Consider the following 25,232-nt stretch of genomic DNA (forward strand, 5'->3'; position numbering starts at 1 on the left):
CTACTTGCCGATACAGAAGCTGGAGAAAATCTCGCCCAGCAGGTCTTCAACCCCGATACGCCCAGTGAGGCTTTCGATCCGGCGCAGGGCGGTGCGTAGCTCTTCGGCTGCGATTTCCGCCCTCTCTGGCCCCGCTTCTACCTCGATTCGACTGGCCCGCAAAGCATCGCTCGCGGACTGCAGAGCCGCCCGGTGGCGCTCGTGCGTAGCGGTGGTTTGCGTTGGGAGGCGTTCGGAAAGCACTGCCTTGACGCGTGACAAGAGCTCATCAATCCCGTCGCCGGTCAGGCCTGACAGACCAAGAGCTTCGCCGGATGGTTGGCTCATGTCAGACTTCGGGTGTGCAAGGATATCTTGAGCGGAAGGGGACAGGCCCATCGGAGGGCCAAGAAAGATCCGCAAGTCTGCTGAGGCGGCGCGGGCTTTTGCCCGTTCAACACCGATGGCTTCTACCCGATCTTCGGTTTCGCGGAGGCCAGCGGTATCCAGCAGGGTCACAGCGAGGCCACCGATATCCATGCGGACCTCTATGACATCGCGCGTCGTTCCGGCGACCTCAGAGGTAATGGCGGCTTCGCGCCCGGCAAGGCGGTTTAGCAGGGTGGATTTGCCGACATTAGGTGCGCCGACAATGGCAACCTCGAAACCCTCCCGGATCCGTTCTGCCGCATCTACGCCAAGCGCTTCGCTTTCGAACTGCGAAACCAGCGTGTCGATCAGGCCCAGCACCTCGGTTGTGGTGTCCTCCGGCACTTCTTCATCGGCGAAGTCGATCATTGCCTCAAGCAAGGCTGCTGCGCGGATGAGAAGAGAGCGCCATTCTTCAACCCGCGCTCCGAGGGCACCGGTGAAGGTTGCTTGCGCGAGCTGGCGTTGGGCTTCTGTTTCGGCCTCGATCAGATCAGCAAGGCCTTCGACCTGCGCCAGATCGAGTTGATCGTTCTCGAGCGCACGACGGGTGAATTCTCCAGGCTCAGCGAGGCGGAGGCCGGGCCGCGTTGTCAGCTCTGAAAGAACAGCGCGGGTGACGGCGACTGAGCCGTGCGTTTGCAGCTCAACCACATCTTCGCCAGTGAAGCTCGCACCAACCTCGAAGACCAGAACGAGCGCGGTATCGAGAAGCCCTGCGGAGCCGCGCAGCTGCATTAGCGTGGCGCGCCGAGCCTCTGGCACGCGGCCAGCAAGGTGCTGCAATGCGGGTTTGGCGTCCGGTCCGGAAATACGGATCACCGCGACCCCCGCGCGGCCGGGCGCGGTGGCTTGGGCGACGATGGTATCCATGGTTAACTCTTTGATTTACCTGAAAGATCAGGTGTTCATGGAGTCGAAGAACTCGGCGTTGTTCTTGGTTTGCTTGAGCTTGCCGTTCAGGAACTCGATGGCATCTGTTGTGCCCATCGGGTTGAGGATACGGCGCAGAACGAAGGTTTTTTGCAGGTCTTTCGGATCGACAAGCAGATCTTCCTTCCGGGTGCCGGATTTGAGGATGTCCATCGCCGGGAACACGCGCTTGTCGGAGATCTTGCGGTCCAGCACGATCTCGGAGTTGCCGGTGCCTTTGAACTCTTCGAAAATCACCTCATCCATCCGCGAGCCAGTGTCGATCAGGGCAGTCGCGATGATGGTCAGCGAGCCGCCTTCTTCGATGTTCCGGGCCGCACCAAAGAAGCGTTTTGGCCGTTGCAGCGCGTTGGCGTCCACACCACCGGTGAGCACCTTGCCGGACGACGGCACAACAGTGTTGAAGGCGCGGCCAAGACGGGTGATCGAGTCGAGCAGAATGACCACGTCACGCTTGTGCTCAACAAGGCGCTTGGCCTTCTCGATCACCATCTCGGAAACGGCCACGTGGCGCGTTGCGGGCTCGTCGAAGGTGGAAGAGATCACCTCGCCTTTCACCGAGCGCTGCATGTCGGTCACCTCTTCGGGGCGTTCATCGATCAGCAGGACGATCAGGTAACACTCGGGGTGGTTCACCTCGATCGAGCGGGCGATGTTTTGCAGAAGCACAGTCTTACCGGTCCGCGGCGGTGCCACGATCAGCGAGCGCTGGCCTTTGCCGATGGGTGCGACCAGATCTATGATGCGGGCGGAGCGATCTTTGATGGTCGGATCGTCGATTTCCATGTTCAGCCGCTCATCGGGGTAGAGCGGTGTCAGGTTATCGAAGTTGATCTTGTGGCGCGCCTTCTCGGGCTCTTCGAAGTTGATCTGCGTGACCTTCGTCATGCAGAAGTAGTTTTCGTTATCGCCGGGCGCCTTGATGAAGCCCTCAACCGTGTCGCCGGTGCGCAAGCCATGTTGGCGGATCATCTCGGGGGACACGTAGATGTCATCGGGGCCGGGCAAATAGTTGGCCTCGGGCGAACGCAGGAAGCCGAAGCCGTCTTGCAGCACGTCCAGCACACCATCACCGGAAATGTCCCAACCTTCCTCGGCCCGCTCCTTGAGGATGGCGAACATCATGTCGCCCTTCCGCATGGTCGATGCGTTGTCGATCTCCAGTTCTTCGGCCATCGACAGCAGGTCTGCCGGGGTTTTGGACTTGAGATCGTAAAGGGAAAGCTGGGGTTGGGTCATGAACGGGCCTTGGCTGCGCAACTCACAGCAGTGCTGTGGGGCGCGGAATGGAATAGCGGGAAGATCCACGGCCGAACGGCCGCTTGGACAGGTGAGATAAGCGCGGGATGGCCGCGAGTCAAGATAAGGTCAGAACGGGCGCACCACGATTGAAACGACGATGACGACCAACAGCAGCGTCGGCACCTCGTTCATCATCCGGTAGGTCCGACCAGAAACGGAGTTGGTGCCGGCAACAAAGTCTTTGCGCCGTTTGCCCAGCCAGTGATGAAACCATGTGAGGCCGAGGATGCCCGCCAGTTTGGTGTAGGGCCAGATGGCAACCCAGTCGACAATACCGGGCGTCGAGGCCAGCATGATCCCGAAGATCCAGGTTGCGATCATGGCAGGGTTCATGATGAGCCGAAGCAGTTTCAGCTCCATCATCTGGAGCATCGCATCAGAGTGAGGATTCTCGACCCCTTTCTCTGCATGATGGACGAACAGACGGGGCAGATAGAACAGGCCAGCCATCCAAGAGATGACAGCGAGAATATGCAGCGTCTTGGTCCATGGGTAGAACCAGGCAAGGAAATCGAAGAGCACAGGTCACCTCCTGTCTCCCTTCAATAATAAAATAGAATCTTAAGAAAGGTTGTTTTTGTAGTAGGGGCTGGGGATATGGGGATTACTTGGTTTTCCACAGATCTGCGCACAGTGGATTTGGAACTTGATGGTTCCTCAAGTGTTCTCAAAAACCGTTTAATTTCAGCGTTTTATAAAAATTCCCTGTGGATAAGCCTTCGGATAACTCGCTGAGTCGCGGGTGGACAAAGAAACTCTTCATACATCGGACGAAGCGTTATCCTCATGGGGAGGAAAACGGAGTGGTTGGGGACAAGCGGGTGGTTTTCCCCCGGGTTGAAGGTTGTTCAGAATGAGGCCACACCCGGTGCACAGGCAACTCCCAGAGTCATCCACGAGGTTATTCACATGCCAGCCCCTCTGCTCTTGGCCTCCGGCTCCGAGATCCGCGCTACGCTCCTAAGAAACGCGGGAGTGCCGTTTGATGTGGAGGTGCCGAGGGTTGATGAGGTGGCCATGCGTGCTGCCTTGGAAGCCGAGGGCGCGAAGGCGCGCGATATAGCGGATGCATTGGCCGAGATGAAAGCCGCACGCATCGCCGGCAAACGCCTGGAGCGGATGGTGCTGGGTTGCGATCAGGTGTTGGAGTTTTCCGGGCGTATCCTCAGCAAGCCCGGAAGCCCGGAAGAGGCAGTGGCGCAGATTACAGAGATGGCGGGACAGAAGCACACGCTGCTTTCAGCCGCTGTTATCTATGAGGATGGCGCGCCCGTGTGGCGGCATGTGGGTGTTGTCCGGCTCTACATGCGGCAACTCTCGGCGGGGTATGTTGAAGACTATGTTGCGCGCAACTGGGATGAGATTCGGTGGTGCGTCGGCGGTTACAAGCTGGAGGAAGAAGGTGCGCGGCTCTTTGCGCGGGTTGAGGGGGACTATTTTAATGTGCTCGGATTGCCGCTATTGGAGGTATTGAACTACCTGTCGATCAAAGGTGTGATCCCGACATGACGGACAAGATACCGCTGGCGGGGGTGATCGGCTCGCCAATCGCCCATTCTCGCTCCCCTGTATTGCACCGGCACTGGCTGGAGGCCCTTGGCTTGCGTGGTCATTACATCCCTATGGATGTCAGCCACGAGAACCTTGAAGAAGTGCTGCGGGTGCTGCCGAAGATGGGCTTTGTGGGCTGTAACATCACCATCCCGCATAAGGTGGCAGCGCTGAACCTGGCCGATGCGGTGAGTGATCGCGCAGCACTGATAGGATCGGCCAACACTCTGATCTTTCGGGATGATGGCAGCATTTATGCAGATAATACAGATGGTTACGGCTTCATCGCCAACCTCAGGGCCGGAGCGCCGGACTGGGATCCGAAGGATGGGCCGGTGGCTATTTTTGGGGCTGGCGGGGCGTGCCGCGCGGTTTTGGCGTCTCTCATTGAGGCGGGCTGCACCGATATTCGCCTCGCCAATCGCTCACGGCCCCGCGCTGAGGCCCTGCGCACCGAGTTTGGCCCCAAGATCACCGTTTTCGACTGGGTGCTTGCAGGCTCGATGATTGAAGGCGCGGCCCTTATCGTGAACACGACCTCGCTTGGGATGGTCGGCAAATCGGAGTTCAAGGTGCCGCTCGATGCGCTGACCCCCGATATGGTTGTGACCGATATCGTCTACACCCCGCTAGACACCGAGCTTTTGAAGACAGCTGCCGCGCGGGGCTGCACCACGGTTGATGGGCTCGGCATGCTTATCCACCAAGGTGCGCCCGGGTTTGAGCGGTGGTTCGGCGAACGGCCTCCCGTGACAGATCAAACCCGTTCGGCTGTGCTTGGCTGGTGAGCGGCGCGTTCCGGATAGGGCTCACCGGCGGGATCGGCATGGGAAAGTCCACTACGGCGCGCATGTTCGCTGACAAAGGCGTTGCCGTTTGGGATGCGGATGCAGCTGTGCACCGGCTTTATGACAAGGGCGGCGCTGCCGTTCGGGCGATTGCAGAGCTTCGGCCCGCGGCGGTTGTGGGTGGGTCGGTGTCTCGTGCGGAATTACGCGCGTGGATTGCCGAGGATGACGGTGCCTTGCAGGCCATTGAAGCCGTCGTACACCCGCTGGTGCAGCAAGACCGCGTTGCGTTTGCTGACAAGGCTGAGGCAGACATTCTGCTCTTTGATATTCCGTTGCTCTTTGAAACAGGGGCGGAGCGTGAGATGGACCTGACGGTGACAGTGAGCTGCTCGCCTGAGGAACAGCGACGTCGGGTTTTGGAGCGGGGCACGATGGATGAGGCTGCCTTTGACCGGATCGTTGCCGCACAGATGCCCGATGCCGAAAAAAGAGCCCGGGCGGATCGGGTGATCGAGACAGAAACACTGGAGCAAGCCGAGGCTCAGGTAGAGGCTATCGTGGCGGAGATCAGGGAGCGAAATGATGCGTGAGATCGTGCTTGATACTGAAACCACCGGGTTTGATCCGTTCAGCGGAGACCGGATTGTTGAGATCGGTGCGGTGGAGCTGGTGGGGCATATGCCGACAGGCAACCACTATCACCAATACATCAATCCGCAGCGCGACATGCCGACTGAAGCCTTTCAAGTGCATGGTATCAGTGAAGAATTTCTGGCCGACAAGCCGCTTTTCGCAGCCATCGCGCAGGACTTTCTGGACTTCATCGGCGATGCAAAGCTGGTGATCCACAACGCCGCCTTCGACATGAAATTCCTGAATGCGGAGTTGGGTTGGGTCAAGAAGCCGCTCATCCCGGACGATCGGGCGATTGATACGGTGGCGATGGCGCGCAAGAAGTTTCCGGGCTCGCCAGCATCGTTGGATGCGCTGTGCCGGAGGTTTGGCATTACCACGGAGCGCGAGCTGCATGGGGCCTTGCTCGACAGCCAAATTTTGGCCGATGTCTATTTGGAGCTGATTGGCGGCCGCCAGCCGGGGTTGGTGCTTTCGGAAACGAGAAGCCGGAGCACGTCTGACACGGTGGATACCAATTGGCGCCCGTCACCTCGCCCGCAGGCGCTGCCCGCGCGGCTGACAGAAAGTGAGAACGCCGCACACCAGGCTTTTGTGGAAAAGCTCGGTGATGCGGCGGTCTGGAAACGGTTTGCGGATTAGGCGTCGGCTTTAGGCGCAGCCTCGGCCGCCCGCTGGGCGATTTGCTGGCGATAGAGCGCCACAAAGTCGATGTTTTGCAGGTTCACCGGCGGGAAGTTGCCGTCACGGGTGACGTCAGACACGATGCGGCGCACGTAGGGAAACACCTGACGTGGGCATTCGATGAGCAGGAAGGGGTGCAGCTGGTCTTCCGGCACGCCTTCGATCTGGAACACTGCCCCATAGTCGAGCTCAAGCAGGAAGAGCGTCGCGCCATCAGGGCGGTTCTTGCTTTCAACCTTGGTTTTCAGCGTGACTTCATACTGGTTGGGCGTGGTGCGTTTGCGCGCGTCCACAGCAACCGACACCTGCATGTCGGGCTGAACTTCACCAGTCACGCCTTTTTGCACCACGATGTTTTCAAACGACATATCGCGGATGAACTGGGCGAGGATCTGCAGTTGAACCTGGGGCGGCTCTTGCGGCGCCGCAGCGCCATTTTCGGGGGTGTCGGCCATTGGGCCCTCCGGTTTTTTAGGTCGGGCCTGCTTTATCAGGCGTTGGCGGTGGCCTCAATGGCGTGTCCACCCGGAATTGCCGGGCACCTTTGGCGTGTCAGGCTCTACCTCGTGAAAACTGCCCTCAACCACATCATCCCGCGCAGCGCGCTGGGCTGGCCCGCCGCCCATTGTGAAACTTTGAACCCTCACGCGCTTGCGCAACCACTCAAAGGCCATGGTTCGGAAGCCAGGGATGAGGAGCAGAAAGCCAACCGCATCTGTGAAAAACCCAGGGGTTAGCAGGAGCGCGCCGGAAAACAGGATCATGGCACCGTGTGCGAGCGGCTCAGTTGGGTCGCGCAAGTCGTTGAATCTGCCCTGAAGATCGGCCAGCACCTGCCGCCCCTGGCTCTTGACCAGCCAAGTGCCGAGAATTGCTGTTACGATAACGATCCCGAGGGTCGGCCAGAGCCCGATAAGGCCCCCGACCTGGATGAAGAGAGCAATCTCGATGATCGGGACCGCGATGAAGAGCGCTAATAGGGGCATCAAACCTCCGTAAGTGTCGCAGGGGCGCTGGTGGACTTGCCCCCTGCGAAAGCCTACATATGTTCGGAACGCTCCAATTGCCAACTTTGTGCCCGAGGCCCCAATGAATCTTGCCGTTATCCAGCTGCTTGTGCTTGCCGGTGTCGCGATCTTTCTGATCCTGCGGCTGCGCTCCGTGCTGGGCACCCGCGAGGGTTTCGAAAAGCCGCAAGCCCCGCTGCCCGGCCCAAGCCGTAGCCGCGAAAACTCTCGCCCGGATTTTGAGGTGATCGACGGTGGGATTGACCGCGACATCACCGACAATGTTCCCGAGGGGCCGGCGGCTGATGCGCTGGCCAAGATGAAGTCTGTCGAGCCCGGATTTTCGGTTGGCGAGTTTCTTCATGGGGCCCGTGGTGCGTATGAGATGATCCTGATGGCCTTCGAGCGGGGTGAGCTTGATAGCGTGGCACCGTTCCTTGGCGAGGACGTGGCCGAGAGCTTCGAGGACGTCGTGAAGATGCGCGCCGAAAACGGTGTTACGGTTGAGGCCAGCTTTATTGGCGTGCGTGAGACGGTGCTGAAGAACGCCAGCTTTGACGAGGCCAGCAGCGAGGCCGAGATTACCGTGCGCTTCATCGGTGAGATGACAAGTGTGGTGCGTGATGCCGGTGGAGATATCGTTGAAGGCGACCCGAATGCTGTGAAGCGCCAGCGCGATGTCTGGACCTTTGCAAGGCACATGGGCACAGGCGATCCCAACTGGAAACTGGTCGCCACCGGCGAGTGAGCCGGGCGTGGCGCGGCTTGCATTGGCGGACCTGCCCGGTTGGGCAGAGGATGATCATGACGCCGCTCTAAGCGCATATCTGAGAACAGCAACAAAAGATGACCCCGCGCATAGTGTCGCGCAGGGTGACGGAAAGGTCTTCCTAGAGCGATCCTTTGATGCCGAGGTCGTGGCTGAGGATGCCGTGATGACGGGCTACTTTGAGCCGGTTTACGAGGGGGCGCTGCAAAAGAGCGATGACTGCCGCGCGCCAATCCACGCGCTCCCTGAGGGTTGGCAAACCGGAGACAGTTTTGCCACGCGCGCCGAGATCGAAGATGGTGATCTGCTTGAGGGGTGCGAGCTGGCTTGGCTGAAAAGCCCGCTCGACGCTTTTTTGCTACAGGTTCAGGGCTCTGGCCGTGTACGCCTTGCCGATGGGTCGATGCGCCGTGTCGGTTATGCCGGGAAGAATGGCCACCCCTATGTTTCGCTCGGCAAGCTCTTGATCGAACGGGGGCACCTCACCGCTAAAGATGCCTCCATGCAGGCGATACAGGCCTGGTTTTCCGAGAACCCCGAATTAGGGCCGCGCTACCTGCGGGAGAACCCGAGCTACGTTTTTTTCCGCTCCCTTGATGATTTGCCAGAAGAGTTGGGGCCGATTGGCACCGCAGGTGTGCCGCTGACGGCGCAGCGCAGTATTGCGGTTGATGAAGCCCATACAAGGCTTGGCGCTCTGGCCTATGTGGTGCCCAAACACCCTGACACGGCGCCGCGCCTCTGCGTTGCGCAGGATACGGGTGGGGCGATCAAAGGGGCGGGGCGGACGGATTTGTTTTGCGGCACCGGAGCGCAAGCGGGCGCGCAGGCGGGGCGGTTGAACACGACACTCAGCTTTTTTCGGCTCGTTCCCAAGGCGGTGCGATGAGCCGGAAAACACCAAAGCGACTTAGCAGCGAAGACGAAGCGCTGTGGCGGAAGGTGGTGGAGAAGGCGACGCCGCTCACGAAGAGCCGCCCGAAACCTACGCCAACCGCCACTAAACCGCATCACGCGCCTGAGCCTAAGCCAAAATTCGTTCCGCAGCCTTTCACGATTGGGGAACGGGCTGGCTCCAGTGAAACGAAAGCCCCGGCGGCCAAACACGCTCCGGCGATGGATCGTAAGGCCTTCACCCGGATGAAGCGGGGCAAGTTGAAGCCGGAAGCGCGGATTGATTTGCACGGTATGACTTTGGCCGAGGCGCACCCGCGGCTTTTGAAGTTCATCCACTCCACCCATGCAGATGGCAAACGGCTCGTTTTGGTGATCACCGGCAAGGGGCGCACGCGGCCGGATGACGAAGGGCCCATTCCGTCCCGTCCTGGTGTTTTGCGCCGACAGGTGCCCGATTGGCTAACGCGGCCACCGCTGACGGCGCTGGTGCTGGAAGTGACCCCGGCCAACCTCAGGCATGGTGGCGAGGGTGCATTTTATGTGTATCTAAGGCGTAGCCGGTAGCCGTTTGCGCGCCGCCGTCAGCCCGATGGTGATACTCACCGCCGCGAAAACGAAATAGGCGGCAATCCACGGCAGCTGCTCTTCAAAGTTGTAGCCGGCGTCAATGAGCCAACCACTAATGCCCGGCCCGATTGCGGACCCGAACACCATGATCGCTCCGGCGGCGGCCTTGATTGCCCCGATGTGGCGGGTTCCGAAAAACTCGGCCCAGTAGGATCCCGGCAGGGTGGCCTGAGCCCCGACACCAAGGGCGACCATGCCAAGCCCTGCCGCTGCCATGTGCAGGCTTTCCGCCTGCCAGAGCAGCAGGAAGCCAAAGGCGAAGGGCAACATGAAGAGCATCATCAGCCGGGCCGTGCCAAAGCGGTCGATCAGCGCGCCGGTGGTGAAGGTTGAGATGATGGCCAAGGTGGTGAACACCGGCATGAGCGCAACGTAATCGACCAGCGCCCAGCCCTTTATTGCTGCGAAATGGACTTGCTGGAAGAACAGCGAGGTGCCCCATGCCGCTGGCCCGAGCAGCACCGGGATGCTGAACCAGAAGAGAGGATGGCGCAAAACCTCGGCGCGGCTCCAATGGTGATTGTCCATGCCGGCCATCGGCGCGGAGCTGGCGACGGATTGAGGCGTTCTTTCGTTGCGCAGCAGGAGGGCCAACACGGGCAGCGCCGCCAGAATAAGGCCAGCGGCCACAACCCACAGCCACCGCCAGTTCATTGTCAGCAAAGCAGCCGCGGCTCCAACGGGAAGAACCGCTTGCCCGAGGGCAAAGCCGAGCGATGAGATCGACAGCGCCATTCCGCGCCGACCGATGAACCACCGCGCCATGGCAACCACAGAAAGATGGCTGAACAGGCCTTGTCCAAACAGGCGGAGTGCGAAGATGACGAACACCAGAAGAACCGGCCCGGGGACGGCGGCCATCGCGAGGCAGGAGAGTGCCAGACCTGGCCCGACGATATTGGCGAGGGCGCGCACGCGGTAGCGATCGGTCAAGGCACCGGCCCAGACCATCGCCAAGGCCGAAAGGGTGGTGCCAACGGTATAGATGAGCCCCCACTGGCCGTCAGAGAGCCCGAAGGTGCCCATGATCTCGCCCGCGAAAACCGAAATGAAGAAGGTTTGCCCGAAGGATGAGCTAAAGGAGAGCAATGCACCGGCCAGTAGGAATGGGGCATTGCTGCGAAGGAAGCCGAAGAAGCTCATGCGGGCGTTTATCGCGCCGAAGGACGGGGATGAAAAGCTGTCAGTTTCCGGCTAACGCGGACACGGGCGAGAGGATGATGGAGGTGGCGCTGCGCACCGTCAGGATTGTGCCGGGGAGGAGTCCGGCGCGGCCTGCATTATCGGTTCCGAAGGCGGCATCGACGGCACCGACTTGGCCGAGGATCTTCAACAGTGCCGGATTTTCGGCGGCCACGAAGTGATCCAGCCCGCCGCTCTGGAAGCTGGAAACATCTATGAGGGTGACATCGAGGTCTGCCACGGCCTCTACATCCGGCAGATTGCCCAGCCGGGCGGGCAGGCCAGTAAGGCGGGCAGACAGGCGCAGGGCCTTATCTCGGCTTGAGGTGAAGATGATGAAGGGTTGCGGCAGGTTGCCGATCCGCTTGGCTTGGGTGCGGAACAGATCAACATCCAGATCGGGCGACATCAGTATGACGCCGTTGAGCTTGGGCAGCACTTTGCGATCACCGCGAATGGCCATTTGGCGCAGGGTTTCCATCACCACAAGCGAGCCCATCGAATGGCCGACAATGGTGATAGTCCGGGCACCGGACTGCGAGACTTCCTCCAGAAACTGCTCCAGCCCGTCCCGGGCAAACAGGGCACTGTCGCGGTCATAGGCGTAAGCCAGCGGGTTTTCGGCGGAGGGCCATGTGTAGCTGACAGGCAGATCGTCGATCTTGAGATCATGGGTCAACTGAGCGAGGCGGAAGACTGCGTCAGCGATGGTGTTGTTGTAGCCGTGAACATAGACGATCACGTTCCCCCGCGCCTTTGGCCGGGCCTTCAACGCCTGATGGACCGCACCACGAAATGTTTGTGGTGTCGCGTAACGGTTTGCCGCCGTTGCGACGAAATCGCGCTGAACATCTGCGCCACGGCGCCGTGCGGTGCGCACCTCGCCGGGCTGCCTGTTGGGCGGAACGGACACGTCATAGGACAGGTAGCCAAGCGGGCCGCGCTCCGTGTAGCGGAGGGCCTTCTTTGTAGGGTCACGCTCCCGGGTGCTGCCGACAAAGATTGTGTAGGGCGTACCGATCCCCACGGCGCCGGGCACGATCACCAGCGAGGCGCGCGGGGCGCAGGCGGACAGCGCAAGAATCAGCAGCGTAAGGCGCAAGAAACCAGTCATGGTTGCCAGATTATCGCGCCCGCACGGCAGGTGCCATTGCTATAGAACGTACCGCGACAAATCGGTGGAGCGGGAAAGTTCGCCAAGGTTTTCCTCGACATAGTCGGCGTTGATCTCGACCGCGTCGCCAGACTTGTCGGGCGCCACGAAGGAAAGCTCCTCAAAGACCCGTTCGATCACCGTGTAGAGCCGACGGGCACCGATATTCTCGACGCTCTGATTGACCTCTGCCGCGATGCGGGCAAGCGCCGAGATACCATCATCGGTAAAACTCACCTCCACCCCTTCGGTCTTCATAAGGGCGGTGTATTGCCGGGTCAGCGCATTGTCGGTTTCGGTCAGGATCCGCACAAAATCCTGCTCGGTCAGCGCCCGCAGCTCAACCCGGATGGGCAGGCGGCCCTGAAGCTCGGGGAGCAGATCGGACGGCTTGGCGATGTGGAAGGCGCCTGAGGCGATGAAGAGGATATGGTCGGTCTTGACCGGTCCATGCTTGGTGGACACGGTTGTGCCCTCGATCAGCGGCAGCAGATCGCGCTGAACACCCTCGCGGCTCACATCGCCGCCACGCGTTTCGGCGCGGGCGCAGACCTTGTCGATCTCGTCGATGAAGACGATGCCGTTCTCCTGCACGGATTCAAGGGCTGCCGCCTTGACGGCCTCATCATCCAGCAGCTTGTCGGCCTCTTCGCCGATCAGCACGTCATAGCTTTCGGCGACGGTGAATTTGCGGCGCTGGGTGCGCCCGCCGAAGGCCTTGCCGAACAGATCTTGCAGGTTGCCCATGCCCTGCATCCCGCCGCCGGGTTGGCCGGGAATCTCGAACATCGGCATGGAGGGAGCGGGCTCTGCGATGTCGAGCTCGATCTCGGTGTCGTCGAGCTCGCCGTTGCGGAGCTTGTCGCGGAACATGTCGAGCGTCTTGCCGCGCGCGTCTTCTCCGGCGATGGCGCGCAGCACCCGCTCTTCGGCGGCTTCGCGGGCCTTCGACCTGACGTCTTCGCGCATCAACTCCCGGGTCTGGGCAATGGAAGCATCAACCAGATCGCGGATGATCTGCTCCACATCACGGCCAACATAGCCAACCTCGGTAAACTTGGTGGCCTCAACCTTGATGAAAGGCGCACGGGCCAGCTTGGCGAGGCGTCGGGAAATCTCGGTTTTGCCCACGCCGGTCGGGCCGATCATAAGGATGTTCTTGGGGTAGACCTCTTCGCGGATGTCATCGGCCAGCTGCTTGCGCCGCCAGCGGTTGCGAAGGGCAACGGCAACGGCGCGCTTGGCGTCCTTTTGGCCGATGATGAAGCGGTCGAGCTCGGAAACGATCTCGCGGGGGGTCAGGTCTGTCATGTATTCCGTCCTTGGCTTCCGCCCTATGTAAGCGCCTCAGTCCCGCACACAACCCGCAGCGAAAAGACGCTGGATAACTCAGGGGCGATGAAACCGAAGGTCGCAGAAGTTTGGAAGAGTTAACCGCGCCCACAAGATGGATGGAGCCGGGAGCGCCTGTTTCGGGAAATGGGCTGGGATGACCTGATCTCGAATACGAACTACTCCAACACTTGCGTCACTCGCACCAGCTATGCACTTCAGAAAGCGGCCTTTCCCGTGAAGTCTGGCGCCGGGATGAACGCGCTGAAAGGCGTGAACAAGGGCCGCGCCATCGAGATTTCGCAAAAGCGCCTCTCGGATTACCTGAGCTCCATTCGGGATGCACTGGCGACCGGGCCGGTGCCGTTTGACGCCAGCCTCATCTACCCGCTAACTCGCTGAAACCTCTCTGGGCCGCGTCCAGGGTGGCAGGTTGTCTTTGCCCGGAAAGGCAGGGAGCACGGCCATGATCGCGCCGCGGATGCTTTCCCAGAAGGCGCCGAGGGCCACGAGGAAGACGCCGAGCAGCAAGATGAAGGCCCATGTATTGCCTTCGGCTGCGAGTGCGGTGAGGGCCACGACGTAGCCGATGCCGGAAATGAGGAAAGAGCGGCGGTCGATCACGATGGCGAAGAGCGCCATGAGCAGGAGGAAGCTGCTTAGGATGAGGTAGGAGGTAGCCCCGCCCTGCAGGAAGAGAGTGAAGGCTACGGTGTTGACGATGGCTGGCGCGGCGATGACATGGAGCCAGAACGCCTGACTGGCTCGGCGGGTCACGCGGTGCGGGTCTGACATGTCAAAGCGCAGTGCGATGGCCAGGCCAAGGAGGCCGAGGGCGAGGGTGACCCAAGAGAATGCCGAATTGGCAGAGAGCAGAAAGACATCGCGAAAACTGTCTAGCTCGGGGCCATTGAGCGCCGTCAGCCCGAAGCATGTGGCGTAAAAACCCAGCGCAATGAGGAGCATCGCGAATGGCACGCGGAACGCGAGCCAGTAGAAGATGACCGCAAGGGTGGCGAGGGCCAGCATGATGACGATGCGCACATCTGAAGAACCGGTCACCTTGGGGATGCCGCTATCGGGCACCATCCAATAGCTCACCGCCCATCCGGCTTGAATTGCGGAGAAGGCAAACATGATGGCCAGCGCGATAGAGGGTGCAACCATCCTGCGCCTACGTGTGAAGTAGGACGCGAGGGCAACCAGCGTGGCCATGCCGGTGATGCCGCACAGCAGGAGCGAGGTCATGGAGCTGCTGGCGAGAAAGGTGGTAACGCCAGTGAGGCCCGTCCACCCTGCGTAGAGGATTGTCAGGCCGACGACGATGAAGATTTCGTTGAAGCCTTTGAACAGCTCAAAGGGCTCGTCGAGGCCTTGCAGGTTTTCGCGGGCACCCCGGCGGGCATCGGAGAGCGCAACAATGGCCGTGGCCTGCGCCTCGCTGATTTTGCCTGCACCGACGGCTGCCCGGATGTCATCGCGGGTGATGGTCATTCGCCAATCTTCTCAACGGTCAGGTTGCCATTGGTATAGACGCAAATGTCGGAGGCGATCTCCATCGCTCGGCGGGCGATGGCCTCGGCGTCGAGATCCTGATCTATGAGGCCGCGTGCGGCGGCCAGTGCGAAGTTGCCGCCGGAGCCGATGGCCGCAATGCCATGCTCGGGCTCAAGCACATCTCCAGCGCCGGTGATAACCAGAAGCTCCTTGCCGTCGGTGACGATCAGCATGGCCTCCAGCTTTTGAAGGTACTTGTCGGTGCGCCAGTCCTTTGCAAGCTCAACCGATGCACGGGCAAGCTGGCCCGGTGTGGCCTCCAGCTTGGATTCGAGCCGTTCGAGCAGGGTGAAGGCATCAGCCGTGGAGCCAGCGAAACCGCACACCACATCGAAACCGCCAGGGGAAATGCGCCGCACCTTGCGGGCAGACCCTTTGATGACCGTCTGGCCAAGGCTTACCTGCCCGTCACCGGCCACCACCACCTCGCCGTCCTTGCGAACGCCGATGATCGTTGTGCCGTGCCACCCGGGAAATTTGTCGTCCGCCATAGCGACCTCCATTTTATGGGGAGATATTGGCGGAGGGGCACGGGTGCAACCCTTGTTGCCCGGACGCTGGCCGCCTAGCCTGCGGCATGAGCGTGAAAACACTGCACATTCTTCTAGATGCGCCCAGCCTGAAACGGGTGCGCAACGGGACGTTCAACTTTTTTAACCGGGTGCAGGGGATCTTCGAGGCGGAGGGCTGGAAGGTTGTCACTTTGGTCGATGGCCCGGAGGAGCAAGCCCGTGCTGCGGCCTTTGGCGGGCCGACCCTGACCCACATGGAAGCGCCAACACACGATGCCGCCCTTACCTGCCGTCGCGCCTACATCGGTGCGTTCTGGCGCATTGAAAAGAGCTATGAGCGGTGGGGCTGGCCCGTGGCAAAAACGCGTTTTGAGCCGGGCGACGTCGACCCGGAGGAGGCTGCACGGTTTTTTGGCAACTGGCGGGCCTGGCAGTTTCAGCGTGGGGTGGATGTGGCGGATGATGGCTTTGTGCTGATTCCGTTGCAGGGGCGCTTGTTGGAGCGCCGCTCGTTTCAGTCGATGAGCCCGATGGAAATGATCGGCGAGGTGCTTGCGCGCACGTCCTGCCCGGTTGTGGCCACGTTGCACCCGCGCGAGGCCTACACAACGGCGGAACGCGAGGCGTTGGAGGCGCTGGAGCGGGCGCATGGGCGCTTTGAGGTTACCGAAGGCGCCACCGACATGCTCTTGCGAAGGTGTTCGTACATAGCGGCGCAGAACAGTTCGGTCGCCTTTCAAGGTTATTTTCTTGAAAAGCCGGCCATTCTTTTTGGAGAAATCGACTTTCACCATATCGCCGGGTCGGTGCCGCGTGATGGGCTGCAGGCGGCTTTCGACAAGCTTCGTGAGGCGCCGGACTTTGCCGCCTATGTCACTTGGTTTCTCACGCGCGATACGCTGAATGCAGGCAACGATACTTTCGATCGGGACTTGCCGAAGAAGCTGCGAGCCCACGGCTGGCATTTATGAAAATGGCGCCCGAAGGCGCCATTTAACGTTCGCGATGGAATGCAATCAGATGGATTCGGTGATCCAGCTTTGCAGCGCGGCCTTGGGGGCAGCGCCTGTCTTGTTCGACACAACCTGACCGTCCTTGAAGAGGAACAGGGCGGGGATGCCGCGCACACCCATCTGGGCCGGGGCGTTGGGGTTTTCGTCGACGTTGACTTTGACGATCTTCACTTTGCCGTCGAGCTCGTCGGAAAGCTCCTCAAGCGCCGGGCCGATCTGTTTGCAGGGGCCGCACCACTCGGCCCAGAAATCCACCACAACGGGCAGATCAGCTTCCTTCACCTCGGTGTCGAAGGTGTCATCGGTAACGGCAACGGTGGCCATCTCGGCTCTCCTGATGATTTGCGGTTCGGGTGGGGAAGGTAGGGTCGCGCCTAGGGCAGGTCAAGCAGGAGCAGTGGCTTTGAGTGCATTCGTCACAAGGTCGTGTGGAAGAAGGTCAATCCGGGGCTCACGGGTCCAGAGCAGGGCGGTTTGGACGGTGTGCTGGGGGTATATTTGCGAAAGGGCGGAGGCATATGCGCCCATCTGAGCCAGAAGGCCGGTGGGTGTGTCTTCGATGCGAGCCGGAACGATGACGTTGGATTTGTAGTCGATCGCGGTGACATGTGTTTCGGTGACGATCAACCTGTCGATGATGCCCTGCATGGGGCGTTCGCCGAGTTCGGGCAAGCGGGCGCAAACCGGCACTTCCACCAAGGCCTCACCGGCAAAGAGGCTGGCGAGTTCTGGCGCGGCGAGCACGGCAAGTGCTTCTGGCAGAACGTCGGCGGCCACGGTGGGCGCGTGCGCTTCAAGCAGGGCAACGGCGCGGCTTTGGCGCTCGCTGGGCGGAACATCCGGAAGATGCTCCAGCAGCATATGAAGGGCCGACCCGCGATCCATCGCGTCAGGGTTGCCGCTGCCCTCGGCGGGCAAGGTCTTGGGGCCCGGAACGCTGGAAGGAGAGAGAATTTTGGCCGGGCGTGCGGGCGCGGGGAGTGGCATGAGGATGTGGGGCGGAAGAGTGGTGCCCTGCGCTGGCTGGCTATCATCGGCTACAATGTCTTCCCCTGCCGGTTGCGTGTTTTGCGCCCGGAGCCCTTGGCCGAAGGGAAACAGGTGAGACACCGCGCCGACCCGCTCCAGGGCGCTTTCGGTTCGGCGATACCAGTTTTCCTTATCTTCCTTGGCCTCACCTGCGCCGCAAACGATCAACCATTGCTCCGCGCGGGTCATGGCCACGTATTGCAGGCGCAGGCGCTCTTCCTCCTGCTTCTCCTTCAGTTCCTCGAACGATGGGCGCAGATCGGCCGGTATGTCGGCCTTGGAGGGCTTCCAGAGCGGGGGCATGCCTTCGAGCAAAACGGCCCCATCCTCGCGCGGAGGCCGCCTGTCGCCACTTTCGGCAAGGATAACGATGGGCGCTTCAAGGCCCTTGGCGCCATGCACCGTCATCACCCGGATGGCGCGCCCGCCACTCTCTTGGCCGCGCTTGATATCAATCTCGCTGGCCTCCATCCACGCGAGGAAGCCGGTCAGGCTGGGGGTTTCGGCCTGCTCATAGGAAAGTGCGGTGGACAGCAGCAGATCAATCGACTCTTCGGCCTCTGCACCAAGGCGGGCCAGCAAGCGGGGGCGACCTTGGTGGTGGGTCAAGATCCGTTCGAGCAGCTCGTAGGGGCGCAAGAACCCGGCGTGATCGCGCAGATCTTCGAGAATGCCCAGCGCTGGCTCTCCGGCCTCGCCGTGGTTGCGAAGCGCTTGCCAGAGCGTGCCTTTTCGCGGCTGCGCCAAACGATAAAGCGCGTCTTCGCTCCAGCCAAAGAGCGGCGAGCGGAGCGCGGCGGCGAGCGAAAGGTCATCATCGGCGGTATCGAGGAACGCGAGGAGGGCCAGCAAATCCCTCACCGCCATCGCCTCGGAGAGTTTGACTCTGTCCGCGCCCGCCACTTCCAGCCCGGCGGCTTTGCAGGCCCGGATCACCTCATGGAAGATCAGCTTGCGCTGCTGCACGAGGATAAGGATATCGCCATCGGTGATACGGCGCGGACGAAAGCCGCCATCCACTGGCTCATAGAGCCGTTCTTCTGCCTGCATGCGCAGGATCTCAGCCGCAATGCGCTCGGCCAGCTGCACCTGCGGGTCATCGGCGCTGACCATGTCGACCGGAGAGAACCAAGGCGGCTCTTCCTCCTCGGACTTTTCAGGCTTGGGAATGAACGGCCAAAGGTCCACCCGGCCGGGCATATCTTCATGAAAGGCGATGTGGGTCAGAGCGCCGCCCATAGCGGGTGGCGCATCTGGGAAGGCGGCATCGACAACGCGCAGCACGGGAGCGGCGGATCGGAAGGAATATTGCAGCTCCATCCGCTGCGGCGGCGTCCCTAGCTGGCCTAGCCTGTCGGTGAAGGTATCGGCCATCCGCTCGAAGCCATCGGGATCGGCCCCCTGAAACCCGTAGATCGACTGCTTTTTGTCACCCACCACAAAGATGGTGCGCTCACCGGCCTCGCGCCGCCCGCTTCCGGCGGTGATTTCGCGGGAGATCAGGTCAATCACCTGCCATTGCTCGGGGCCGGTATCCTGCGCCTCGTCCACCAGAATATGATCTATCCCGCCGTCGAGCCGGAAGAGCACCCAATCTGCCACCCCCTCATGGGTCAGCAGGTTGCGGGTTTTGAAGATCAGATCATCAAAATCCAACTCGCCCCGCCGCGCTTTGGCGGCGCTGTAGGCTGGGAGGAATGCGGCTGCAAAATCGTGCAGCGCAGCGGTGCGGCGGGCCAGGCGGAGCTGCTTGGCGGGTTCATGAGCAGACTCCACCCTGGCCATCAGCGCTTCGAGTTCATCCAGCAGGTCGGGGGGCATCCCTTCTCGGGTGGCCTTGGTCGGGAAGCTGCCGATCCGGGCTTGCCCCGCCTTCTGGCCAGACTGCGCGATGAAGCGCTTATCAAACACCGCAAGGCGGGCGAGCGGCTCTTGCGGCAAATCGGCCAAGCCCTCGGCCGCTTTTGCATCACTAGATGTTCCCCCCCGCAGATGGGGGAGCAGGGCCGTTATCAGATCGTCTTCATCGCCGTTGAACACCTCGTCGAGCATCGCGGTTTCCGTGTAACCGGGCGGCAAGCCCAGAGCATTTGAGATGCTTTCGAAGCTGGCTGGCTCGGCAAAGGCCTCGCGCTGGCCAGCGAGACGGGCGCAGAAGGCCTCTACCTCCAGCCCCGAGAAGAGGGCGGCGAAGGCATCAAACACAAGCGGGTGAGATAGCGCCACCTCATCAAGCGCCTCGCGGAGCCGGGCTTTGGCGGTGACATCATCAAGCTCGGTGAAGCCGGGCGGCACGCCAGCTTCAAGCGGGAAGCGCCGCAGGATCGCCGAGCAGAAAGAGTGGATCGTCTGAATTTTCAGCCCGCCCGGCGTTTCGATCGCCCGGGCAAAGAGCCGCCGCGCCTTGGCGAGGCGGTCTGGGCCAACTGGGGAGGCCTCGCCAACCGTTTCGAGGGCCTTGCCAAGCGTGGCGTCGTCCAGCATCGACCAGGTGCCAAGCCGGTCGAACAGGCGGTTTTGCATTTCGGCAGCAGCGGCTTTGGTGAAGGTCAGGCACAGGATGTTTTGCGGTGGCACGTCGCGGAGCAGCAGCCGCGCCACGCGGTCTGTCAGCACGCGTGTCTTGCCGGAGCCTGCATTGGCCGAAAGCCAAGTGGACATCTCCGGTTGCGCGGCGCGGATCTGGGCGGCGGAGGCTTCGTTGGGTGCTGTCATCTGCCTACCGGAATGGTTTCTGGCGCGGTGGTATCGTCCCATTCGCCGTAGCGGGAGAGGTGGTCATAGTCGCTGGAGTAGCGCAGGTGTTGGGGTGCACGGCGGGCGGTGTAGCCTTTCGCGGGATCTTCGTAGCACCGGATCAGCGCCGCGAGATCCTGCAACATGGCATCGGGTCTCCAGACGCCCTCTTCAGTTTCGAGGGGCTCTTCGCGTGAGTTGCCGGGGTTGCCCAGCGCGATGTAACCCACCCGCTCTGCCCTTCTCTGACCAAGCCCGGGGAACCCGCCCGCCTCTGCGATGGCCGCCTCGATCAGAAGTTGTTTGTCGAACGCCTCCACCTCTTTTTCGGAGGGCGGCTTGGTGCCGGATTTGTAATCCATAACGGCGCACGCGCCGGAGGTGAGGCTATCAATCCGGTCAGGCTTTGCTGCGACGGTGAAATCGACCGCTTGCAGGGGCACGAAGCCCTCTTTTTCGATTACCACCGGCTTGCCCTGCGCCTGCCACTGGGCCTCCTTCCGGATCAGGTCGGGCACCACAGCCGCCAGCTTGCCAAGCCAGAGCCGCCGCGTTGCGGGCCAAGGGATGTGCTCTGCAATGACGCCTTCAGCAAGCGCGACGAAGGCGGCGACGGTATCTTCAACTGGGCCGTCGAAGGCGAATTCGCGCCTCAGGGCGCGCTCCATGACCATGTGAAGGACGGTGCCACGAAGCGCAGCGTCCGGCTCGGGCGAACGGGAACCTGCGCGACGCAGCCTGAGCACATGGCGGGCATAAATTGCATAGGGGTCGCGGATGAGGGTTGAGACGGCGGTGACAAAAAGCTTGCGCGGGCGTGCCTCAACAGGCGGCGCGGGCGAGGGCCGGGGGGCTGGCAGGGGCGAGAGTGCCTGCTCGGTATGATGCGCCAAGGCGGCAGAGGTGGCGAGCAGGCTTTGGCCGCGCTTGCGCATGGCGGAAAGGGCCTGCTGACCCGGATCACCAAGGCCGGTGAGCAGGTTGGTAAAACGGTTCAGCCAGCGGGAGGGCACAGTTTCGGCTTCGGCGCTGCGCGCGCTGCGGCTCAGAATAACCTCTGCCGCCCCCATGGCCTGCTGAAAATCATGCGCAGCCAGCCCAACACGCCGCTCCGGCAGCAGCATTCCGGCCTCGCGGCGCATGGCGCGGTTCATCCAAGGGTCTTGCGGTAGGCTGGCGGGCCATGTGCCCTCGTTTAACCCGGCGAGTATGCACAGATCCACCACACGGGTGCGCGCTTCGATCGTGCCCCAGATCGAGATGAGCGGGTGGGCGATTGGGGCTTCACGCACGTCCTTTTCTGCCAGAATGCGGCGAATAAGGCCGGAATAGTGACTGTTTTCCAAATCGCCCGCATAGGGCGCAGCCTCTGCCAGCTCATCAAGCACGGCGCGCGCGGCTTCTCCCGGCTCCTTCAGCCAGAGACCACCAGAGCCAGTTTGCCCAGGGCCGGCGGCAAGGGCTTCGGCAAGGGCAATGTGATCGGCAAGGCGCGTTTCGACGGGTTGCGCGGGGCGTGTTGCCGGGGGCAGCAGAAGGTCAGAGACCCAGGCCGCCCAAGCGCGCGCTTCCTCAGCCCCCTCGCCCTCTTTTATCCAACCTGCGAGGTTTTCAGAATCCAGCCGGGCCACGCCATTGCGCCGCGCCCAGAGCTCAAAGCGCCCGGTGTTGAGCTGATGCATGCCACGGACGGTCGGGCTTGAGGCGGTAAGGGGGTGTTTGAGCAGCGAGAGCGCCGGTGCAAGCTCCAGCGGCTGCCCGAAGAGCGCGGCGGTTTCGATCAAGAACCGCCCCGGCGCGCTTTGGTGCAAAGGCAGGCCCGCAGAATCGTCTGGCACAATCGCCCAGCGCTCAAGCGCAGCGGTGACCTGCCGGGCAAGCGTTCTGTCCGGTGTGACGAGGGCGGCGGATTTGCCTTGCCCCGCCGCCTCACGCAGGGCCAGTGCAATGGCCCCGGCTTCTTGGCGCGGTGTCGGTGCTTCGATCAGGGTTACCGTCTCGGTGGCGCTTGAGAGTTCAGGCAAAAGCTCAGGCCCGTCCCGCCGCCACTGGTCGGTGACGGGTGCGGGGCGGAGGGCGAGGGAGACCAGCCGGTTGCGGGCGGGGGCAACGGGCGGTGTATTTGCCCACGTTGCCATGTCTGCCGGGCTTAGGTCGAGTGAGGCCAGCAGGGCCGCGAAACGATACTGCGGATGGTCCTCTTCCGGTATGCGATCTTCGCGCAGGGCGGATGAAAGCAGCGTCTCCCATATGGCGCTCGGCATTTCTGCATCGACGCCCGGAAGGATCACCGCGCCTTGGGGCAGGCGGGCGACGGCCTCCATCAGGTGGTGGGTTGTGCCGCGAGAACCGGTGGAGCCCGCAACGATTACAGGATCGGTTGGTGCCTGCTCAGACCAATGGGAGAGCAGCGCGGCGAGGGCATCTCTGTTCAGCGCGGATTGGCTGCGGAATGCGTCGCTGTCTTCACCGGAGAGGATGGAAATCAGCTTGAGGCTGCGTGCCCAATGCGCCGAGTGATCGCCCACGTCTAGGTTGGCGAGGTTTTCAGGGTCCACGCCCTCATCGCGCATTTCATCGAGCAGTGCAGCGAGGCTGGTGGCGAGGTCGAAAGCGGCGGCGGGAGGGGCTAGGTCTGGCTGAAGCTCGATCAGCCGCGCGATGGCTTGCCGAAGCTGGAGCCGCAGCCGAAGCGACGACAGAGCCGGATCAAGTCCGGTGAGCCGAGTGTCGGAGGCAAGATCTGTCACCAGCCGAATCTTCGGCATCAGCCGGGCCGGCCCTTCGGCGAAACGGTCCAGCAGATGGCGGCGCATGCGCGTGGTGTTCACAAACACCGTCACCCGCCCCCATGCCTCCGGCGGGGCACCCTCAAGGCGGGTTTCCAGCCCGTTCAGCAGCGCTGCGCCGAAATCCACACCAATGGGCGTGGAGAAGAGGCGGGGCTTTTCGGATGGCTCAAACATGGCCGGCCTCAGCAAGCATGGTTTCGGCCTCAGCGATTCCGCCGGGATGGCCCACATCGCACCAGCCACCCGCGTGCACAACGCCATGCAGACGCCCGGCGGGTTGCATCACGTTCCACAGCTTGTTGAGGGAAAAAACGTGATCGGGGATCGCCGCCAACCCGTCGGTCTTGATGATTTGTGCACCGGAATAGACATAGCCCGCACCGCGTGTGAGTTGCCCCGTATCATCCAAGGAAAAGTCACCTTGGCCTGAGTAGCCGCGCGCTGATGGGACCGGGATGAGCAGTAGCAGGGCGTCCATGACGTCGGGGGCCCATGCTGCGCGCAGGGTGTCGAGCGGGTTTGAGCCTGTCCACACCGCATCGGAGTTGAGGGTGATGACAGGGCCACTGCCGAGCCGGGGCAGGGCGTTGCGCAGGCCGCCGCCGGTGTCGAGAATTTCGGGCTCGTGGATCACAGAGACATCACGACCGGCGAGATGGCTGGCGATTTGCTCGCCGAGGTAATGCGTGTTCACCACCACGTGCGGCAGCCCGGAGGTGAGGGCGAGTGCGTGATCCAGCAACGGCTTGCCCGCGACCTCAATAAGAGGCTTTGGCCGCGTTTCGGTGAGCGGGCGCATCCGTGTGCCGAAACCGGCAGCAAAGATCATGGCGGCTTGCGGCGGGGTCATTTGGCAGACCTGCGGATCCGCTCGATGCGCTCTGGTGTGGGCTCTGGCAGGGTGGAGAGAACGGCCTCGCGCAGCGTTTCGATGCTGGGATGTGACAGGTCGGCCATGAGGAGAGACCAGACGCGAGGCATCATGGAGAGGTAGCCGGGCTTGCCCATATGGGTGCACAGCCGCGCGAACATGCCCAATATGCGAAGGTTGCGCTGGGCACCTTGAGCCGCCAGTGCTGCGGTAAAGCGCGCCTCCTCTTCCCCGGTTGCATCGAGATAATGGCGGATGGCGGCCTCTCGGACAGGTGCGGAAATCTCGCGGCGAACATCGCCGATGAGGGATGCAAAATCGTAGGCCGCGTGGCCCGCGAGGGCGTCCTGAAAATCCAGCAAGCCAACGCGCGCGGCGCCGCTGCGCTCCGGAAGCCAGATCAGGTTTTCGGCGTGGTAATCCCGGTGGATCAGTACGGGCGGGCTCATGTCGGAGGCCAGCAGGGCCTCTTCCAGCGCTGATGTCAGCTCCAGCCAGCTGTGGTGGATGACCGGCGCTTCGGTGGCGGGCGCGTAAAACTCGGCGGCGGGGCTGACGGCCAGCGCCATCTCGGCTGGTCCATAGGGTTGGAGACCGTCCGGCAGCGGAGCGGTGCGCAGGGTGATGAGCACATCGGTTGCGGCGCGGTAAAGGTTTGCTTCGTTGCCGGGCTCCTCTTCGGCGAGCCGAGCCAGAAGGCTGTTGCCAAAATCCTCCATCAGGATGAGGCCGTTATCCGGCTCTGTCGCATAGATTTCTGGCGCGGAGAGGCCGGTGGCCGAGAGATGCCGCCCAATGCGGAGAAACGGCTGAAGATCGCCGCCCGGATCGTTCATCAGAACGGCGCGATCCGGCCCGCGGGTGAGCCGCTCGTAGCGGCGAGAAGAGGCATCCCCTGCGAGGGCCTCACGATGGGCATCTGCCCATCCGGCAGAGGCCAGGAAGGTTTCAACAGTGTTCATGTGGCGGCCTCAAGCACTGCGCCTAGGCGTGTGGCCCAGCGTTTTGGCCCATTGATCACAAGGTTGCGGGCTTCCGGTTCATCGGCGGGCGCAAACTCCAGCGTCAGTGCGTTGGATGGCGGCTCTGGCAATCGGTCGGGCCATTCTACAAGGCAAATGGCCTCTTCAAAGGCCGCTGCCAGCCCAAGTTCCTCAACCTCATCGGGATCTGACAAGCGATACAGGTCGGCGTGCCAGATCTCTGCGTCGGGGAGGGGGTAGCTTTGCACCAGCGTGAAGGTGGGCGAGGGCACATCCTCAACAGCATCCGCGCGCTGCATCCGCCAGCGGATCAGGGCGCGGGCAAAGTGGCTCTTTCCGGCACCGACCGGCCCGGCAAGCAACAGAACATCGCCAGCGCCAAGCTCGGGCGCGAGGGTCTCGGCGAGGCGGGTTGTCTGCGCGGGGGAACCAAGGTGCAGGGAGAGGGGAAATGAAACATCACGGGTCAT

25 protein-coding genes are annotated in these 25,232 nt (G+C 62.0%); 9 read left to right on the forward strand and 16 right to left on the reverse strand.

What is annotated here, in order from left to right; genetic code table 11:
* The 3 genes from mnmE to hemJ form a co-directional block, all read right to left on the reverse strand.
* Entirely contained in the window at window positions 1-1,281 is a 1,281-nt protein-coding gene (gene mnmE, locus FHY55_RS01495) for a tRNA uridine-5-carboxymethylaminomethyl(34) synthesis GTPase MnmE (RefSeq protein WP_140012504.1), read from the reverse strand.
* A 27-nt stretch (window positions 1,282-1,308) separates the two neighbouring features.
* Window positions 1,309-2,580 carry a transcription termination factor Rho gene (rho, locus tag FHY55_RS01500; protein ID WP_140012505.1) on the reverse strand — a complete coding sequence of 424 codons (1,272 nt, stop codon included), beginning with the start codon at window positions 2,578-2,580 and terminating at the stop codon, window positions 1,309-1,311.
* Window positions 2,581-2,709: 129 nt separating this feature from the next.
* Window positions 2,710-3,165, reverse strand: coding sequence for a protoporphyrinogen oxidase HemJ (hemJ, locus tag FHY55_RS01505; RefSeq protein WP_140012506.1), 456 nt, complete (start codon window positions 3,163-3,165; stop codon window positions 2,710-2,712).
* 387 nt (window positions 3,166-3,552) lie between these two features.
* On the opposite strand from hemJ, the gene FHY55_RS01510 reads away from it, so the two are divergent.
* Genes FHY55_RS01510 through dnaQ form a run of 4 tightly spaced genes read left to right on the forward strand, consistent with a single transcriptional unit; the run spans window position 3,553 to window position 6,260 of the window.
* Window positions 3,553-4,152: a nucleoside triphosphate pyrophosphatase gene (locus FHY55_RS01510; protein ID WP_140012507.1), complete on the forward strand. Its 600-nt coding sequence runs from the start codon at window positions 3,553-3,555 to the stop codon at window positions 4,150-4,152.
* Window positions 4,149-4,982 (forward strand): shikimate dehydrogenase, encoded by an 834-nt coding sequence (locus FHY55_RS01515; protein ID WP_140012508.1) that lies wholly within the window; start codon window positions 4,149-4,151, stop codon window positions 4,980-4,982. The genes FHY55_RS01510 and FHY55_RS01515 overlap by 4 nt, the downstream gene beginning before the upstream one ends.
* 38 nt (window positions 4,983-5,020) lie before the next feature.
* Entirely contained in the window at window positions 5,021-5,575 is a 555-nt protein-coding gene (gene coaE / locus FHY55_RS01520; protein WP_254695479.1) for a dephospho-CoA kinase, read from the forward strand.
* A complete protein-coding gene (gene dnaQ, locus FHY55_RS01525; protein WP_140012510.1) occupies window positions 5,568-6,260 on the forward strand; it encodes a DNA polymerase III subunit epsilon in 693 nt (230 codons plus the stop codon). Before coaE ends, dnaQ begins: the two co-directional genes overlap by 8 nt.
* On the opposite strand, the gene secB is transcribed toward dnaQ, so the two are convergent.
* Complete coding sequence (gene secB / locus FHY55_RS01530) at window positions 6,257-6,757, reverse strand: protein-export chaperone SecB (protein WP_140012511.1); 501 nt, start codon at window positions 6,755-6,757, stop codon at window positions 6,257-6,259. The genes dnaQ and secB overlap by 4 nt on opposite strands.
* 54 nt (window positions 6,758-6,811) lie before the next feature.
* Entirely contained in the window at window positions 6,812-7,288 is a 477-nt protein-coding gene (locus FHY55_RS01535; RefSeq protein WP_140012512.1) for an FxsA family protein, read from the reverse strand.
* A gap of 103 nt (window positions 7,289-7,391) precedes the next feature.
* Here FHY55_RS01535 and FHY55_RS01540 point away from each other — a divergent pair, with 103 nt between their 5' ends.
* The 3 genes from FHY55_RS01540 (at window position 7,392) to FHY55_RS01550 (ending at window position 9,539) form a co-directional block, all read left to right on the forward strand.
* A complete protein-coding gene (locus tag FHY55_RS01540; RefSeq protein WP_140012513.1) occupies window positions 7,392-8,057 on the forward strand; it encodes a Tim44/TimA family putative adaptor protein in 666 nt (221 codons plus the stop codon).
* Between the two features lie 169 nt (window positions 8,058-8,226).
* Complete coding sequence (locus tag FHY55_RS01545; protein ID WP_254695391.1) at window positions 8,227-8,967, forward strand: MltA domain-containing protein; 741 nt, start codon at window positions 8,227-8,229, stop codon at window positions 8,965-8,967.
* Window positions 8,964-9,539 (forward strand): Smr/MutS family protein, encoded by a 576-nt coding sequence (locus FHY55_RS01550; protein ID WP_140012515.1) that lies wholly within the window; start codon window positions 8,964-8,966, stop codon window positions 9,537-9,539. Before FHY55_RS01545 ends, FHY55_RS01550 begins: the two co-directional genes overlap by 4 nt.
* Here FHY55_RS01550 and FHY55_RS01555 read toward each other — a convergent pair.
* From FHY55_RS01555 to hslU, 3 genes are read right to left on the reverse strand one after another with little or no spacing between them, the layout of a single operon-like run.
* Window positions 9,522-10,745: an MFS transporter gene (locus FHY55_RS01555; protein WP_140012516.1), complete on the reverse strand. Its 1,224-nt coding sequence runs from the start codon at window positions 10,743-10,745 to the stop codon at window positions 9,522-9,524. The genes FHY55_RS01550 and FHY55_RS01555 overlap by 18 nt on opposite strands.
* 40 nt (window positions 10,746-10,785) lie before the next feature.
* A complete protein-coding gene (locus FHY55_RS01560) occupies window positions 10,786-11,898 on the reverse strand; it encodes an alpha/beta hydrolase (protein WP_140012517.1) in 1,113 nt (370 codons plus the stop codon).
* Between the two features lie 39 nt (window positions 11,899-11,937).
* Window positions 11,938-13,248: an ATP-dependent protease ATPase subunit HslU gene (gene hslU / locus FHY55_RS01565; RefSeq protein WP_140012518.1), complete on the reverse strand. Its 1,311-nt coding sequence runs from the start codon at window positions 13,246-13,248 to the stop codon at window positions 11,938-11,940.
* Between the two features lie 168 nt (window positions 13,249-13,416).
* On the opposite strand from hslU, the gene FHY55_RS01570 reads away from it, so the two are divergent.
* On the forward strand, window positions 13,417-13,671 hold the full coding sequence (locus FHY55_RS01570; RefSeq protein WP_140012519.1) for a hypothetical protein: 255 nt from the start codon (window positions 13,417-13,419) through the stop codon (window positions 13,669-13,671).
* Here the strand turns inward: FHY55_RS01570 and FHY55_RS01575 are convergent.
* Window positions 13,660-14,763: a hypothetical protein gene (locus FHY55_RS01575; RefSeq protein WP_140012520.1), complete on the reverse strand. Its 1,104-nt coding sequence runs from the start codon at window positions 14,761-14,763 to the stop codon at window positions 13,660-13,662. The two genes, FHY55_RS01570 and FHY55_RS01575, sit on opposite strands and share 12 nt — an antisense overlap.
* On the reverse strand, window positions 14,760-15,317 hold the full coding sequence (gene hslV / locus FHY55_RS01580) for an ATP-dependent protease subunit HslV (RefSeq protein ID WP_140012521.1): 558 nt from the start codon (window positions 15,315-15,317) through the stop codon (window positions 14,760-14,762). The genes FHY55_RS01575 and hslV overlap by 4 nt, the downstream gene beginning before the upstream one ends.
* 92 nt (window positions 15,318-15,409) lie before the next feature.
* Between hslV and FHY55_RS01585 the strand changes: the two genes are divergently transcribed.
* Complete coding sequence (locus FHY55_RS01585) at window positions 15,410-16,309, forward strand: hypothetical protein (RefSeq protein ID WP_140012522.1); 900 nt, start codon at window positions 15,410-15,412, stop codon at window positions 16,307-16,309.
* Between the two features lie 45 nt (window positions 16,310-16,354).
* On the opposite strand, the gene trxA is transcribed toward FHY55_RS01585, so the two are convergent.
* Genes trxA through tsaE form a run of 6 tightly spaced genes read right to left on the reverse strand, consistent with a single transcriptional unit; the run spans window position 16,355 to window position 25,232 of the window.
* Entirely contained in the window at window positions 16,355-16,675 is a 321-nt protein-coding gene (trxA, locus tag FHY55_RS01590; protein WP_140012523.1) for a thioredoxin, read from the reverse strand.
* Between the two features lie 60 nt (window positions 16,676-16,735).
* A complete protein-coding gene (addA, locus tag FHY55_RS01595; RefSeq protein ID WP_140012524.1) occupies window positions 16,736-20,095 on the reverse strand; it encodes a double-strand break repair helicase AddA in 3,360 nt (1,119 codons plus the stop codon).
* Complete coding sequence (gene addB, locus FHY55_RS01600) at window positions 20,092-23,082, reverse strand: double-strand break repair protein AddB (protein WP_140012525.1); 2,991 nt, start codon at window positions 23,080-23,082, stop codon at window positions 20,092-20,094. Before addB ends, addA begins: the two co-directional genes overlap by 4 nt.
* Window positions 23,075-23,758, reverse strand: a complete 684-nt coding sequence (locus tag FHY55_RS01605) for a nucleotidyltransferase family protein (protein WP_140012526.1) — start codon at window positions 23,756-23,758, stop codon at window positions 23,075-23,077. Before FHY55_RS01605 ends, addB begins: the two co-directional genes overlap by 8 nt.
* A complete protein-coding gene (locus tag FHY55_RS01610) occupies window positions 23,755-24,741 on the reverse strand; it encodes an aminoglycoside phosphotransferase family protein (RefSeq protein WP_140012527.1) in 987 nt (328 codons plus the stop codon). The genes FHY55_RS01605 and FHY55_RS01610 overlap by 4 nt, the downstream gene beginning before the upstream one ends.
* Window positions 24,738-25,232 (reverse strand): tRNA (adenosine(37)-N6)-threonylcarbamoyltransferase complex ATPase subunit type 1 TsaE, encoded by a 495-nt coding sequence (gene tsaE, locus FHY55_RS01615; RefSeq protein ID WP_140012528.1) that lies wholly within the window; start codon window positions 25,230-25,232, stop codon window positions 24,738-24,740. Before tsaE ends, FHY55_RS01610 begins: the two co-directional genes overlap by 4 nt.

Origin of the sequence: Oceanicola sp. D3 (assembly GCF_006351965.1) — a bacterium.
Taxonomy (GTDB): Bacteria; Pseudomonadota; Alphaproteobacteria; order Rhodobacterales; family Rhodobacteraceae; genus Vannielia.

Excerpts from the sequence above, each read along its gene's own strand:
- FHY55_RS01605 (WP_140012526.1), bottom strand. The coding sequence starts at position 23,758 with ATGACCCCGCCGCAAGCCGCCATGATCTTTGCTGCCGGTTTCGGCACA.
- dnaQ (WP_140012510.1), top strand. The coding sequence starts at position 5,568 with ATGCGTGAGATCGTGCTTGATACTGAAACCACCGGGTTTGATCCGTTC.
- FHY55_RS01570 (WP_140012519.1), top strand. The coding sequence starts at position 13,417 with ATGGGCTGGGATGACCTGATCTCGAATACGAACTACTCCAACACTTGC.
- FHY55_RS01555 (WP_140012516.1), bottom strand. The coding sequence starts at position 10,745 with ATGAGCTTCTTCGGCTTCCTTCGCAGCAATGCCCCATTCCTACTGGCC.
- FHY55_RS01575 (WP_140012520.1), bottom strand. The coding sequence starts at position 14,763 with ATGACCATCACCCGCGATGACATCCGGGCAGCCGTCGGTGCAGGCAAA.
- FHY55_RS01550 (WP_140012515.1), top strand. The coding sequence starts at position 8,964 with ATGAGCCGGAAAACACCAAAGCGACTTAGCAGCGAAGACGAAGCGCTG.
- FHY55_RS01540 (WP_140012513.1), top strand. The coding sequence starts at position 7,392 with ATGAATCTTGCCGTTATCCAGCTGCTTGTGCTTGCCGGTGTCGCGATC.
- hslU (WP_140012518.1), bottom strand. The coding sequence starts at position 13,248 with ATGACAGACCTGACCCCCCGCGAGATCGTTTCCGAGCTCGACCGCTTC.
- coaE (WP_254695479.1), top strand. The coding sequence starts at position 5,021 with ATGGGAAAGTCCACTACGGCGCGCATGTTCGCTGACAAAGGCGTTGCC.
- FHY55_RS01560 (WP_140012517.1), bottom strand. The coding sequence starts at position 11,898 with ATGACTGGTTTCTTGCGCCTTACGCTGCTGATTCTTGCGCTGTCCGCC.
- addB (WP_140012525.1), bottom strand. The coding sequence starts at position 23,082 with ATGTTTGAGCCATCCGAAAAGCCCCGCCTCTTCTCCACGCCCATTGGT.
- trxA (WP_140012523.1), bottom strand. The coding sequence starts at position 16,675 with ATGGCCACCGTTGCCGTTACCGATGACACCTTCGACACCGAGGTGAAG.
- rho (WP_140012505.1), bottom strand. The coding sequence starts at position 2,580 with ATGACCCAACCCCAGCTTTCCCTTTACGATCTCAAGTCCAAAACCCCG.
- secB (WP_140012511.1), bottom strand. The coding sequence starts at position 6,757 with ATGGCCGACACCCCCGAAAATGGCGCTGCGGCGCCGCAAGAGCCGCCC.
- hslV (WP_140012521.1), bottom strand. The coding sequence starts at position 15,317 with ATGGCGGACGACAAATTTCCCGGGTGGCACGGCACAACGATCATCGGC.
- FHY55_RS01610 (WP_140012527.1), bottom strand. The coding sequence starts at position 24,741 with ATGAACACTGTTGAAACCTTCCTGGCCTCTGCCGGATGGGCAGATGCC.
- FHY55_RS01535 (WP_140012512.1), bottom strand. The coding sequence starts at position 7,288 with ATGCCCCTATTAGCGCTCTTCATCGCGGTCCCGATCATCGAGATTGCT.
- FHY55_RS01510 (WP_140012507.1), top strand. The coding sequence starts at position 3,553 with ATGCCAGCCCCTCTGCTCTTGGCCTCCGGCTCCGAGATCCGCGCTACG.
- tsaE (WP_140012528.1), bottom strand. The coding sequence starts at position 25,232 with ATGACCCGTGATGTTTCATTTCCCCTCTCCCTGCACCTTGGTTCCCCC.
- addA (WP_140012524.1), bottom strand. The coding sequence starts at position 20,095 with ATGACAGCACCCAACGAAGCCTCCGCCGCCCAGATCCGCGCCGCGCAA.
- mnmE (WP_140012504.1), bottom strand. The coding sequence starts at position 1,281 with ATGGATACCATCGTCGCCCAAGCCACCGCGCCCGGCCGCGCGGGGGTC.
- FHY55_RS01515 (WP_140012508.1), top strand. The coding sequence starts at position 4,149 with ATGACGGACAAGATACCGCTGGCGGGGGTGATCGGCTCGCCAATCGCC.